The 13,446-nt window shown below is 68.9% G+C and carries 9 protein-coding genes and 2 pseudogenes; 7 read left to right on the forward strand and 4 right to left on the reverse strand.

What is annotated here, in order from left to right; genetic code table 11:
* Positions 1–867: 867 nt before the first annotated feature.
* Positions 868–1,371: an RNA polymerase sigma factor gene (locus IE244_RS28975; protein WP_191876514.1), complete on the reverse strand. Its 504-nt coding sequence runs from the start codon at positions 1,369–1,371 to the stop codon at positions 868–870.
* Between the two features lie 1,024 nt (positions 1,372–2,395).
* On the opposite strand from IE244_RS28975, the gene IE244_RS28980 reads away from it, so the two are divergent.
* From IE244_RS28980 to IE244_RS29005, 7 genes and pseudogenes are all read left to right on the forward strand, one after another.
* Positions 2,396–3,472, forward strand: a complete 1,077-nt coding sequence (locus IE244_RS28980; RefSeq protein WP_229854386.1) for a glycosyltransferase family 2 protein — start codon at positions 2,396–2,398, stop codon at positions 3,470–3,472.
* A gap of 93 nt (positions 3,473–3,565) precedes the next feature.
* Complete coding sequence (locus IE244_RS28985) at positions 3,566–3,835, forward strand: hypothetical protein (RefSeq protein ID WP_191876667.1); 270 nt, start codon at positions 3,566–3,568, stop codon at positions 3,833–3,835.
* A 179-nt stretch (positions 3,836–4,014) separates the two neighbouring features.
* The gene (locus IE244_RS28990; protein WP_191876516.1) at positions 4,015–6,303 is read left to right on the forward strand and encodes an NHL repeat-containing protein; all 2,289 of its coding nucleotides are present in this window, start codon (positions 4,015–4,017) and stop codon (positions 6,301–6,303) included.
* 426 nt (positions 6,304–6,729) lie between these two features.
* Positions 6,730–8,082, forward strand: a complete 1,353-nt coding sequence (locus tag IE244_RS28995) for an amidohydrolase family protein (RefSeq protein ID WP_191876517.1) — start codon at positions 6,730–6,732, stop codon at positions 8,080–8,082.
* A 194-nt stretch (positions 8,083–8,276) separates the two neighbouring features.
* Positions 8,277–8,924: a class I SAM-dependent methyltransferase gene (locus IE244_RS29000; protein ID WP_191876518.1), complete on the forward strand. Its 648-nt coding sequence runs from the start codon at positions 8,277–8,279 to the stop codon at positions 8,922–8,924.
* 33 nt (positions 8,925–8,957) lie between these two features.
* Positions 8,958–9,152: pseudogene (locus IE244_RS42275) on the forward strand (IS5/IS1182 family transposase); the annotation flags it as partial.
* A 176-nt stretch (positions 9,153–9,328) separates the two neighbouring features.
* The gene (locus IE244_RS29005) at positions 9,329–9,685 is read left to right on the forward strand and encodes a hypothetical protein (protein WP_191876519.1); all 357 of its coding nucleotides are present in this window, start codon (positions 9,329–9,331) and stop codon (positions 9,683–9,685) included.
* A 174-nt stretch (positions 9,686–9,859) separates the two neighbouring features.
* On the opposite strand, the pseudogene IE244_RS42280 reads toward IE244_RS29005, so the two are convergent.
* From IE244_RS42280 to IE244_RS29015, 3 genes and pseudogenes are all read right to left on the reverse strand, one after another.
* Positions 9,860–10,054: pseudogene (locus tag IE244_RS42280) on the reverse strand (aminoglycoside phosphotransferase family protein); the annotation flags it as partial.
* 127 nt (positions 10,055–10,181) lie between these two features.
* Positions 10,182–11,765, reverse strand: a complete 1,584-nt coding sequence (locus tag IE244_RS29010; protein ID WP_191876520.1) for a hypothetical protein — start codon at positions 11,763–11,765, stop codon at positions 10,182–10,184.
* A gap of 356 nt (positions 11,766–12,121) precedes the next feature.
* On the reverse strand, positions 12,122–13,252 hold the full coding sequence (locus IE244_RS29015) for a methyltransferase (protein ID WP_191876521.1): 1,131 nt from the start codon (positions 13,250–13,252) through the stop codon (positions 12,122–12,124).
* Between the last annotated feature and the right edge of the window lie 194 nt (positions 13,253–13,446).

Raw genomic sequence — 13,446 nt, forward strand, 5'->3', positions numbered from 1 at the left:
CGGGCTGCAGTGATTGGCTGCCGGGCGAGTGCTCCCTGCTCGACGGGGCTGGCGGTAGTCGACGTGGAAGACATCACGGCATGACGTCGTCCTTGCCCGAGCCGACGGTGATCACGGCCGTCGAAAGCCCTGCCCTGCGCACCGGGTGGGCAGCTGGGCCGACATGGGACGGTTCTCCAGACACCTGACTCGTCGCATCCCAGTGACACCGCGGCATCTCCCGGCACATCTCCGACCGGCACCGAAAGACGGCACAGTGTCAGAGTGGTGACGCATGCCTGTGGGGCCACATGCAGCTGTCTTGTGCGGGCGACGGAGCTGCGGGATGAGCGTCAGCAGATCCATGAACCGCTTCGGTGGCGGGTAGCCGCAGCATGGTGATCGTCGTGAAGGACTGTCGACGGGGAGGACGGCGAAGGCCTACTCAGTGACGATCGCCCCCATCACTCGTAGCGCTCGCTGGCACAACCGCCCCGTCTCGTGGGAGACGGGGCCGAAGGCAGGGGACCCTGCACCCTGACATCGGCCTGCGGGGCAGCGGCCGCCACTGGGCGATAGTCGCAGGTGCTGAGCATCTCGATGAGCTTGGTCCCCTCTCAGGTGCGGGGATGCTCATCGTCGGCAAGCTCGAGGCGCTGGCCGACCTCGGGTTGAAGCGGGCCGACAGCTACGACCGCCCTCCCGTGTTCCCGGCAAAGGGATCCGAAGGATAGGACTCCTGCGGCGAACGGTCTGCCTTCTGCCAGATCGCGCGGTCCTCCCTCCGCCTCCGCTGCAACCGCCTCACGTACTTCCACGCCAGCACCACGTTCTCAACCAGCTCCTGGAGGATGGCGATCACGGCAGCACTGATCACCAGAAGGATGGTCAACCCGAATAGGACGCCATATACGCGCGCCTGCAGCCCTCCCCCGGAGCCGTCTCGATGACCTCGGCCGTCTCTGCCTGGGTGAACTTCAGCGCCTTGGCGCAGACCACGGCCCGGCGCTGCTGCGGCGGCAGGGTAGACAGTGCGGTCTGTAGGTCCAGCCGCAGGTCGACACCACCATAGGGGTCGGTCGGATGTTCGGCCTCCAGCTGTACGTCCGCGCCCCCGGCCAGGTAGCCCAGGCCGCTGCGGTAGCGCTGGGCCGCGCGCCAGACCTCGTTCTTGATGACGGTGAAGACGTACGGGCGCAGCTTCTCGATCGGCTCGCCGTGGGCCAGCACGCTCGCCAGGGCGTTCTGCACCACGTCCTCGGCGCCCACCCATGCCGGCGGGACGTCCAAGGCTTTCAGACGCTTTCGGGCGTAACCGACCAGCTGCCCGTACCGCTCGGAGACCAGGACCCCCACTGCTTCGGCGTGCTTCACCGCCTGCCCCTCAACCATGCCGCCCCCGCCTCGCCTCGCCCACCCTGCCGCTGGCGTCCCGCCGGGCGCGCAGCAGTTCGGCCTTGCCAGCCGCCCGAACAGGGAAGGCGAAGCTATTCAGTAAGCTCTTCATCCCCGGCGCACACACCACCACCAGGAAAATGACGACGGCACCAACGCCCGTACTTTCCACCGGAGTCCTCTCCAGTTTGCGGCCTCAACGCGCCTCACCCTGCGGTAGGTCGGCAGGGGCTGGGTGCGAAGTCCGGGGATGGTGTGGTGTCGTTTGTAGCTGTTGCGCTCCTGCTTCCTAGCTGGCTTCTGCTGGTGGCGTAGGCGAATGCGTACGGGGCCCAGTCGGCGATCCGGTCGCGCGCAGGGACAGCTGCCACTATGCCGACCACAGGGCCGGGCAGGGTGATGCCTGTCCAGGCCCCGCCGCCTGTCGGGTCCCCCCCATGCCGCGTTTCAGGCGGCGCTGCGCACGAGCCAATCGGGCTACTGGTGATCTCATCCTGGGCGTCGAAGGCATGCAGACAGCGCCCGGAGCCCGCGAGGAGGAGGCCGACTTCTCCCGACCGTGTGGAAGGCGATCGGGTGCTCGTTCCCCTTGCTCGGCATGCCGCGTGGGTGTGAACACTGCTCTGGTCAGGGCTGACCCGAATGGGGGGCGCGTACTTGTCGGGGTAGTGCGCCGGTGCGGGAAACGCAACCGGCTCGCGCTTCTGCAGGCCCCACCCCGTTTGGGTGAGGCTTCCTCGGACACGGCGCTCCTGGTGGAAGAGCTGCATATGCCGGATGGAATTCCGTCCGGCGGTTGCCCGGATACCAACGACCGAAGCATGCATGGGGCCGGCATGGCTGCTGCGCGGGAGCCGAGGGGCGGCCGTGCCCCACGGCCCCGCCCGTCGGGCCCTTGTCCATGTACATCGCGTCTTCTGAAGGCGCAGCCCCCTGTGTAGGCACAGTCCCCTCGTGCGCTCGGTGATGCGTGCGCGCGGTCAGGAGCACGGTTATGCGAAGACGCGCGCATCATGCCCACGTGCGACAGTCTGCCGGGAGTGTGGCAGCGGGTCGTATCGTCGCACTGATCCCCGCGCACAACGAGGCCGACCGTATCGGGGCGGCCATCGCCGCCCTGCGGGCGCAGAGCCAGAAGCCGGACCGGATCGTCGTCGTGGCCGACAACTGCGCCGACGCCACCGCGGACATCGCCCGGCGGGCCGGGGCAACAGTGGTGGAGTCCTCGGGTAACCGCCACAAGAAGGCCGGGGCGCTCAACCAGGCTCTGGACCAGGTTCTGCACGGGCTGGCCGGCGACGACCTCGTCCTGGTCCAGGACGCCGACACCACCCTGGTCCCGCCGTTCGTGGCCAGCGCCGTCGCGGCGATGGGATCGGATGTGGGGGCGGTCGGCGGGATCTTCTACGGCGAGGCGGGCGGCGGACTGCTCGGCGCCCTGCAGCGGATCGAGTTCCAGCGCTACGCGAGGGAGATCGCCCGGCGCGGCTACCGGGCCGATGTGCTCACCGGGACCGCGACCGTGTTCAGGGTCTCGGTCCTGCGGCAGGTCCGGCAGGCGCGCCTGGACGGTCTCATCGGTGGCGGAACGTCGTACTACTCCCTGGCCTCGCTCACCGAGGACGACGAGATCACCAAGGCCGTGCGCACCATCGGCTACCGCACCGTCTCGCCCGCCGGCTGCCGGGTGGTCACCGAGGTGATGACCACCGTGCCGAAGCTGTGGCACCAGCGGATGCGCTGGCAGCGCGGGGCCCTGGAGAACCTGCGGGACTACGGCTGGACCAGAGTCACCGCTCCGTACTTCGTGCGCCAGGCGCTCATGGGGCTGTCCGTGCTGGCCCTGGCCCTGTATCTCGTTTTCACCGCCTGGATGCTGGCCCGCGGCCGCCCGGATTTCTCGCCGTTCTGGATCGCGGTCGGCCTGGTCTTCGTCGCGGAGAAGGTCGTCACCGCCCGCGGCGCGGGCCTGAAGTCCCAGCTACTCGCGGGCACGCTCGCCGTCGAGCTGGTCTACGACCTGTTCCAGCACGCGGTGTACGTCCGCTCCCTGTGGGACATGGCCCGGCGGCGCGAGGAGCGCTGGTGTGCGACCTGAGACGGCCCGCGCTGCCCAGGACGCCGTCCCGGATAGCCGTCGCAGCGATGCCAGCGCACAGGGACATCAGGCGGGAGAGGAGGCGGGAGATCCGTGTACGCAGGCGTGCCACTGGCCAGTGCCCTGGGAGCCGGCGGGGCATCCACGCTCGCATCCCGGCGCCGCACGGGCTTCGACACCCTCGCCACCGTCGTGGCCGCCACGACCCTGCTCATGGCTGGAGTCTCCGTCTGCAAGCTGCTCCCACGACGCCGTACCGACGGGGTCCTCGCCGCCAGGCCAGCCCAGGTCGCCTCGGACCGCCTGGCTGTGCGGCTGCCGCGCGAGCGGAACGCGACCGACGCCTGGGTGGAGGTTCCCTGACCCCGGCGCCCCGGGACGCCGCCGCGCCGAGCGCCCCGGCAGCAGCTTCCCGCGCATTCCCGCCCCCTTCCCACTCCGCGCGTCGGGCACAGCCAGAGCGCGGTCGTAACAGCCCGGGGCCCGCCTTCACCGGAACACCGGCCGACGTCGCGCCCCGCACCACAACAGGAGGAACAGTGATGACAACCAGCAGAGCCGTCGCCACGGCGACCTACCCCGACGGGACAATCATCACAGCGGCGGGCAACGGTGAGGCCGGCTTCGTCGTGGACGGCGGTCCGGCTGTCGGCACCAAGCTCTACAACCCCTATGGCGTGGCGGTGGACGGGTCGGGGAACCTCTACATCGCCGATACCAGCAACCACCGCGTCCGCAAGGTGACATCCAACGGCATCATCACCACCGTCGCAGGCAACGGCCAGGCCGGCTTCGTCTCCGACGGCGGCCCCGCCGTCGCCACCAAACTCCACAACCCCTATGGCGTGGCGGTGGACGGGTCGGGGAACCTCTACATCGCGGACCACTCCAATCACCGGGTGCGCAAGGTGACACCCAACGGCATCATCACCACCGTCGCAGGCAACGGCCAGGCCGGCTTCGTCTCCGACGGCGGCCCCGCCGTCGCCACCAAACTCTACGGACCGATCGGGGTGGCGGTGGACAGGGAGGGAAACCTCTACATCGCCGACTACTACAACCACCGGGTGCGCAAGGTGACACCCAACGGCATCATCACCACCGTCGCAGGCAACGGCCAGGCCGGCTTCGTCTCCGACGGCGGCCCCGGCGTCGCCACCAAACTTCACTATCCCTGGGGAGTGGCGGTGGACCACGACGGAAACCTCTACATCGGTGACCGCTACAACCACCGTGTCCGCAAGGTGACACCCAACGGCGTCATCACCACCGTCGCAGGCAACGGCATCGCCGGCTACGTCGCCGACGGAGGGCCCGCCGTCGCCACGTCTGTGCACTACCCCTCACACGTGGCCGTGGACGGGGCCGGGAACCTCTACATCGGCGACGGCCACAACCACCGTGTCCGCAAGGTGACACCCAACGGGATCATCACCACCGTCGCGGGCAACGGCATCGCCGGCTACGTCGCCGACGGAGGACCGGCGGTGGGCGAACGGCTCTACTACCCCTACGGAGTGGCCGTCGCCCCCTCCGGCGACCTGTACATCGGTGACGGTGCGAACCACCGCGTGCGCAAGGTGTTCGCAGCGGCGACCGTGACCCCGCCGCCCCCGCCCATCGCCGACCTGTACGGCGAAGTCATCCTCCCGGTCACGGTCCCCCGCCGCCAGGAATTCGACCTGGGCGCCCGGGTCCACAACCGCGGCCCCGCCATCGCCAGCGGAGAACACATCACAGTGGTCCTCACCCTGGCCGACGGCCTGGAGAGCGCCCAGGAGAACAACGGACGGCGCCTGACCCGCACCTTCCCCGGCGCCGACCTGGCCCCCAACAGAGGATCGCTGGACGGCGTCTTCCGCGTCCGCGCCACGGACACCACCGCACCGGGCACGTACGAGTCCACGCTGGAGATCCAGTACGGCGGCGACCTCAACCTCAAGGACAACAGCTTCACCCTGCCCGTCACCGTCGTCGTCCCCGAACCGACCGCCGACGAGCGCGCCCTGACCGTCTACCAGGAAAACATCCCCGAGGCCGCTCCCGGCCAGTCCGCCCGTGTCCTGCTGCGCTACGTCTCACCCGTCGGCCAGCCCGTCAACCCGGGCATCATCACCCAGCGCTTCAGCGCCCCCACCGGCTTCACTTTCAGCGGCCGGCCCACCTACACCTACCCTGACACCGTCCAGGGCGCCATCACCGGCGACCTGCAACACGAGATCTACGACTCCGGCCGCACCCTGATCATCCGCGACAACCCGCACCTGAACACCACCCACACGGATGCCGGCACCCTCATCTACAGCATCGGCCTGCGCGCCCAGCCCGACGCCGCCGCCGGCCTCGCAAGCGACGGCTCGGCCAGCATCGGCCAGCGTCCCCCCGTGCAGATCCTGGCCAAGGTCACCGGCGCCGATGCCGGGCACAGCGCCCGTATCGTCCAGACCCAGCTCGAGAAGGCGCGGGTGAAGCCCGGTCAGCAATGGGTCTACCCGGTCGTGCTCACCCTGACCAACACCGGGCGCACACGGATCGGCCCTGCGGACATCGTCTTCACCGCCCCCGAAGGCCTGTGGTTCACGGAGGACCGGGTGATGATGTCCCGCGAAGGGGCGACGTACGAGACCGAACTCGCCGGTCAACGCTCCAACGGCAACCGGACTCTGACCATCCGGGACGCCGCCCTCGATCTGGACCCCGGCAAGTGGGCTGTCGTCTACCCCGAAATGGAAGTCCAAGCCGACGCCGCGACCGGCGCCGTACGTGTCGGCATGCGCATCGGCATCCCGCCCTTCGCCAGCGGAAACGCCACCGTCACCATCGAGGCGTAACGCCGCGACGACCCATGCTCGGCGCGGGGCACACCCACTCAAAGAGGCAAGGCCCTCTCCCTGGGAGGAGAGGGCCCGAGCCTCTGCGGTACATATCGCCAAGGCCTCCCGAGGCACCACCTCGGCCGGCCGTACCCGCGAACGCCTCCCGGGTGGCGGTCCCCCTGGCCCCGCTGCCCCAGCGCCACCGCACCCCCACCCCATCGAACTGGCCGGTCAACGCTCCGCCGGCAACCGCCCTCCGGGGCGCCGCCCTAGACGTGGACTCCCGCAAGTGGGCCGCCGTACCCCGAGATGGAAGTCGAAACAGACAGGCCGCCCCCGGGGCGATGACCCTGTCGGCGTCGTGGCGCCAGGGTTTCTCCGTGAAGGCGAGGCTCGCCCCGCACCGCCGACCGCACCCCCGGAAGGAAGCAGTGAACACCCATGAACACTCCTGCAAAAACCCAGGACTGCACACCACTCGACCCTGAAGTCACCGGCATCCGAACCCTGGGCCATGCCAACCGCTTCGCCGTCTGGGACAGCGAGTTCCGCTACGACGGCCGTATCCGTGTCCCCGTCGGGGTGAAGATCAAGGAGATCAAGTACTCGTACTACGGCAACGGTCAGGCATCCCAAGGAACGGCCGAGTTCAAGCGCGGCCAGGGCGGCACCGGCGAGGAGTACGAGGTCATCGACCTCACCTTCCTCGACGACGCCGACCTGATCACCTTCACCCTGCGCGGCGACCTCAATGTCGACGCCGATCCCCGCCCCGCGTACAGCCGCACGTACCAGATCCGCGTCGACGTCACGCTCGACACCGGCGAGGTCCGCACCGCCACCCCGGAGATCGAGGTGCTCGCCGGCGCATGGCAGCACAGCGACCCCGAGAAGGTCGGCCGGCCCTTCGTCCGGCTGCCCTACGACACAGGCTGGGGCGGCACCCCCAACAGCCAGGCCGGCTTCGGCTATGTCACGGACAACGGCCGTATCCCCGGCGACAAGTTCATCATCGACCTGGTCAACCTGCGCCAGGGCGAGAAGGGCGTGCCGAGCAGCAACAGCGACCACGTCTACTACCAGCTCGTCCACGAGGACGGAACGCCCTCGCACTACACCCCTACCCCGCAGCTTCAGAAGGCCGAGGGACACAGGGACAGCGGCACCGGCCGCAAGGTCACCCTGCCCGCGATCGACCTGAGGCAGCTCGGTGACAAGCCCGGCTACTACCGCTTCCTGGTCTGGCCGCAGTCCGCCGACCCCGACGGCTCGCCCAGCAGCCTGCGCTGGGACGAAGCCAAACCGGAGGACGCCTTCCAGCTCGGCAGCGTCTACTACCGGTACAAGGCACCGGCCAGCATCGACACCGGACTGCGGGCCACGATCAAGACACAGAACCTGACGGCGACCGCGGGCCAGGAACGCTGGCTCTACCCGGCCTTCGTCATCCGCAACACCGGCCAGCGCACCATCGGCACCACCAAGGTGGTCTTCACCGCCCCCGAGGGACTGCTGTTCATCGAGGACCGGGTCGCCTTCACCCGCTCGGAGGATGAGAGTCACGAGCCCGTCGCCCTCGGAGTGCTCTCCGCCGACCGCCGCACCCTCACCTGCCCGGCCGTGCCGCTGGACCTGGTACCCGGCCGGCCCGGCAAGGACGCCTGGGTATCCATCTACCCGGCCATGGAAGTCGAGGCCACAGCACCAGCCGGACGAGCACTCGTCGGCATCCAGCTCGGCCAGCCCGCCTTCGCCACCGCACAGGACACCATCAGCATCACACGTACGAACTGACCAGCCGAGGTGGAAAAAAGGGGGGCGGCGCCCCTGCGTGCCGCCCCCGGCCGGTCGACGTCACGATCGCCGCCGCCAAGGCCAAGGCCGCCCGCGCAGCAGGGCCAGTCCGCCGACTCCGGGGGGATCGTCACAGATCAGCAGGCTGCAACACAGCTTCTCAGCGTCGCAGACCCGAGCGCCAAGGAGTTCTGATGGCCAAGAACGTCCAAACCTTGTTGCACAGCACCTCTCCCTATGCAGATTTCGATGGAAAGGGAATGTCCTACGACCCGCAAGGATGGGGATCGGATCACCCGGTCTTCGCCCAGGAAATCGAACGACTCGCCCCTGCTCTGATCGTAGAGGTCGGCACATGGAAGGGTGCGTCCGCCCTGCACATGGGCAAACTTGTGCAGCGCCTCGGAATGGACTGCGAGATCGTCTGCGTCGACAGCTTCCTCGGAAGCATGGAGCACTGGATCTCGCAGCGGGGGAAGTCCGACCTCAACCTGGAGTTCGGCCACCCGCAGCTCTACTACCAGTTCCTGTTCAACGTCCTGCACGACGGCCTGGAAGACATCATCACCCCCTTCGCGTCCACGAGTACCCAAGCCGCAAAGATCCTGGCCCATTACAGCATCCAGTGCGACCTCGCCTACATCGACGCCGGACACGAGTACCCAGACGTTCTCACCGACATCGAGCACTACTGGCCGCTGGTCCGTGAAGGCGGAGCCATGATCGGCGACGACTTCAGCAACAACTGGCCGGGCGTGATGCGCGCAGCACGCGAGTTCAGCGACACGAACGGCTTGCCTTTGAACATCTACGACTACAAGTGGGTGCTGCGCAAGGACTGACCAGCCCGCCATGCCGTTGCCCAGCACTGCTGTGACGGGTGGGTTCCCTGGTCGATGGTGAGCGTGGACTCCACCGTGTGCCGTGCTCACCAGCACGCTGCCGGCGCACGCAAGCAGGCGCCGCGCAGACCTGGCAAGCGCACCGAGCCCGCCCAGCACCGTCCAGATGAAGCCCTCGGCCGCCCTCGCACCAGGCCGGACCACGAGGCGCGTAGTGGGGGCTGGCGGATCAGGGGCGGCGGGCTCTTCACTCACGCGCTGTTCGAAGGATCGATCCTTCAGCTCTCGCAAGAGTGACACCGCGTATCAGGATCCGCTGCCTGGGGATGGAGGACACGGGGACCCAGCTACCGCCCGGGTCCGCCCGGCTCCCTAGGGAGTCGTCGTTCGACGGATGAGGTTTCATGCGCCTTCGCCATACCGCTGCCGCCGCGTTCGGTGCGCTCGCTCTCATTGTCACATTGCCGACCTCCGCGAGCGCCGCCACCGGTGACTTCTCCTACTCCTACATCAGCCTCAGCGGCGCGCCTCAGAGGGTGACGCTCCATGACCCGGTCAGCCCAGGCTGCATCCCACTGGCTGAGGTCGCGGACCCGGGTTCCTCCGAGCCTGCGTTCGCCCCGCACAACGACACCGATGAGTGGGTGATGGTGTTCACCGAGCCGGACTGCACCGGCGACTCGTGGACGCTGCGTCCGCACGGGCAACCCGCCTCGGACCGCCTGAAGCTGCGTTCGGTGTTCATGACCGGCAGGCACTGACCGAATGGGCTGTCACCCTGTTGACGCCTCGTCGTCGGCAGCAGGGTGAACTCCGCCCTGCAATACGGGCCGGACGCGACCGACGCCAGGAGCAGCAGCTCACCGGCCTCCGCCAGGCGAACTCTCCCCCGGGCGGAGGCCACCGGGAGCAGCAGGGTCTCGGCCGTTCCCCGGTGTACCGAGTTGCTCCTGACCCAGGCGCCCAAGCGTCGTCCGCGGAAGCGCGGCGATCGCGAGCGCGGGCGGCTTACGCCACAGGACCTCCGGCGTCGGGACCGGCGCCAGGGACATCGCCTCGACCTCGACGTCGATGCGCGCCTGATCGGCGTCCACCTTCAGGAACACGTCGCCGGGTCTATCGCGTGCGATTTACGTGCTGACCGCGTCCCGCCAGCCTGCGGCCTCGGGCGCGACACAGATCTCTGACCAGGTCAAGCCCACCACTTTCTCGCCGGGCCGATCTTGATTTCGGGCGTGTCTTCATTTCGGCCAATCGTCAGGTCTTACGCACGGCGCCGGTGAAGCCAGCGATGAACAGGGTGGCCGACGCCCACGCGGCCAGCTGCAGCAGCCAGCCCGCGACGGTGAGGGTCTGCCCGGCACGGGTACCGGTGGGGGCGCACAGGTCCCCCGCCCCCGTCTTGACCACCGGCAGACCCAGGTCCAGACCCACGCCGACCCGCTCCACGACGCTGCAGGGCGTCGTGGGTGTGCTCGCGCGGGCGGTGTGCTCCAGGCCGCCGCCCGGGCCGCCGAGGACGACCGCCATCGCGACCGAGCTGGCGAGGACGGCGAACAACAGCAGCAGCGCTCGCCAGGGTTGATAACCGAAGCCGAGGGCCAGCCCGGTGAATCGGGCCCAGGCCCGGTCACGCCGCCGGAGCCCGCCGCGGTCGATCTGGTCCCGCCGCTGCGCCATGAGGATGTCCCGCACCTGGCTGTCGTGACCGGCCGCCCGGTGCACGGCGGCCAACTGCTGGTACGGCTGAGCGGAGTAGCCGGGCGTGTGGTCACGCAACAGCTCCAGCCAACGGGACAACCCGACCGGCGCCGGCAGGTCCCCGTAGGCCAGCCCGTCGATGCCGACCAGGGCCCCCGTAGCTTGACCCGACCGAGTCACCCCGCTGGTGTCCAACCACAGCGAACCGACCGACACGCCGTTCAAGGCGAGCACGGAGTGTCCGGCGCCGGTTGCCCGGAACCCGGCCCGGAGGAACACGGCTCGGTCGACCCGCAGACCGTCGGCGTACAGGGCCGGTCCGGACATGTTCTCTAACCGCGCCCCGTCGCAATCCAGCAGACCGAGGTGGGCATCGACCAGCTGGACCGCGCCGCTTGCCCGGAACCCGGCCCGGAGGAACACGGCTCGGTCGACCCGCAGACCGTCGGCGTGCAGGGCGGGGCCAGAGGTGTTCTCCAGCCGCGCCCCGTCGCATGCCAGCCGGCCGAGATGGGCGTAGGCGAACCGGACCGTGCCCTGTTCGCCGACGCCGGTGGCCCGGAAATCGTCGCGGAGGAACGCGCTGTGATCGACCCGCAGAAACTCGGCGTGCAGGGCGGGACCGGACGTGTTCGCCAGCCGCGCACCGTCACAATCCAGCAGACCGAGGTGGGCGCCGAGGAACCGGACCGCGCCGGAAGGTGTGTCGGCGTTGGCAATCGCTCCGCGCATCGTCATCACCGGCGCGGTGAAGCGTGCGGCGTCAACCGGTGGGTCGTGCGAACCCTCGGGGTGCCCGAAACAGGAACCGTCCAGCACGAGGCCGGGCAACTGGCTGTCGCACAGGTTCAGACCGTCGGGGACGAAGCAGTCGACCAGCTCGACGCGCAGATCGCTGGTGATGTTCGCCAGGTCGACGCGGCCGGTGATGCGCGCCCCGCGCAGCCGCAGCCCGTGCGGGTCCGCCTCGATGTCCCGGCGGCCGCGGACCAGGTCACGGATCAACGCCGCCGAGACGGTGTGAGTGCTGTCCCAGGACCGCATCGCGGCCTCGTCGACCGGCCCGTCGCCGGCCAGGTCCAGCATCTCGCCGTCGCGGACCGCGTCGAGCAGGCTCTGCTCCAACCCATCGGCTGCCACCCGAGCATGCTCGCCTGGCCCACCGCACGACGGCAAGCCCGCCGACACGAGGCACCGTCGATCCCGCTGGGTCGACTTCAGGCGGCTTCTGGCATCACGTAGCCGCGGGCGACGACGTCGCGGCGTTCGGCGGGACGGTTCGTGCGGCGGTTGAGCCCTCGTGTCATCAACGTGATCGTCCAGGCGAACTCTGCCGCTGCACGGTCCGCGCCCAGGATGAGCTAGGTAGGTGTTTTCGATCCTCAGGCTTGGCGGGGAACCGGGTCATCCCGTGGGCGTGGCCAGGTCGCCCACGGGATGTGCTCACCTGGGGAACTGGGAGGTGAGATACCGCCGTTGCGTGATGGGACTGCCGGTCATGCTGTCAAACGCCAGAGGGACGTGGTCTCGGCGCTTCGTGCTGCGTGTAGTGGGTCGGTGGCGTCCCTGGCGCGTGGATGCTGGGGCTTGGTGTCGATCTTGTCCACAACGCGGAGGCGTGCCGCCTGGATGGCGTCGAGCAGCTGCGGACGTGTCCGGAGGCCGAGGTGCTCTGCCAGGTCGGACAGGATGAGCCAGCCTTCCCCGCCTGGCCGGAGGTGGGCGGAAAGTCCGGCGAGGAAGCTGTGGAGCATGGCGCTGTCTGGGTCGTAGACGCCTCGCTCGATGGGGCTGGTCGGACGGGCGGGGAGCCAGGGCGGGTTGCACACGATGAGGTCGGCGCGGCCTTCGGGGAACAGGCCGGGGCCCGAGACCTCGATACGGTCGGTCAGTGCGAGCCGGTGGGCGTTCTCCTTGGCGCAGGTCAGGGCGCGTGGGTTGATGTCGGTGGCCACGACGCGGTTGATTCCACGGCGGGCCAGGACCGCGGCGAGGACGCCGGTTCCCGTGCCGAGATCGAACGCTGTACTGGTGGCGGGACTGTGCCGGGTCTCCGGTGGCAGAGGCGTATGGGCGACCAGGTCGACGTACTCGCCTCTGACCGGCGCGAACACGCCGTAGTGGGGGTGGATCCGGGTGCCGAGCGCCGGCACGTCGACCCCTTTCAGGCGCCACTGGTGAGCGCCGATCACCCCCAGCAGTTCCCGGAGCGAGACAGCCGTGGGTCCTCGTAGGGGGCCATAAGCTTCCAGACATGCCTGGCGAACGTCGGGAGCTCGGCGCAACGCCAGCCTGAAGTCGTCGTCCAGCACCACCAGGAGCTTTCCGAGGACAAGGGCGCGGTGACTGCTGCTGCGTCGGTGCAGGTGGAAGGCCTCGCTCAGGGAAGTGCTGGTCCTGGGCGATTTGCGGTCGAGGCGGCGGCCCATCGCCCTAAGCAGTTGCCGGGCGTTGTGGAAGTCGCCTTGCCAGAGCAGGGCCGTTCCCTCACATGCCTGGCGGTAGGCGTCGTTGGCCTTCATCCGGTCATCGGCGACGACGGTTCGCTGTGGAAGGGGTGCGGCGATCTCGGAATGCCAGCGGGCGGAATGGTGGGTGTGGCCTGTGGTCCAGTGGATGGTGGACACCACGTACTCCTCGTGGTCGAACGTGCAGGGGCACGAAGAGCACTTCGACGGGGAGCAGGCTGAACCCACGCCTGTCCATCGGACAGGCGTGTGCGTTGACGCAGGTGGTCGTTACCGCTCTCGCGTCGAAGCGCGAGATCGGACGTCCCAGACAACCATGCCGAGCATCAGGGTCAGCCCTTTCGGAAGAGTGG

It is taken from the genome of Streptomyces filipinensis, assembly GCF_014649495.1.
Classification (GTDB): Bacteria; Actinomycetota; Actinomycetes; order Streptomycetales; family Streptomycetaceae; genus Streptomyces; species Streptomyces filipinensis.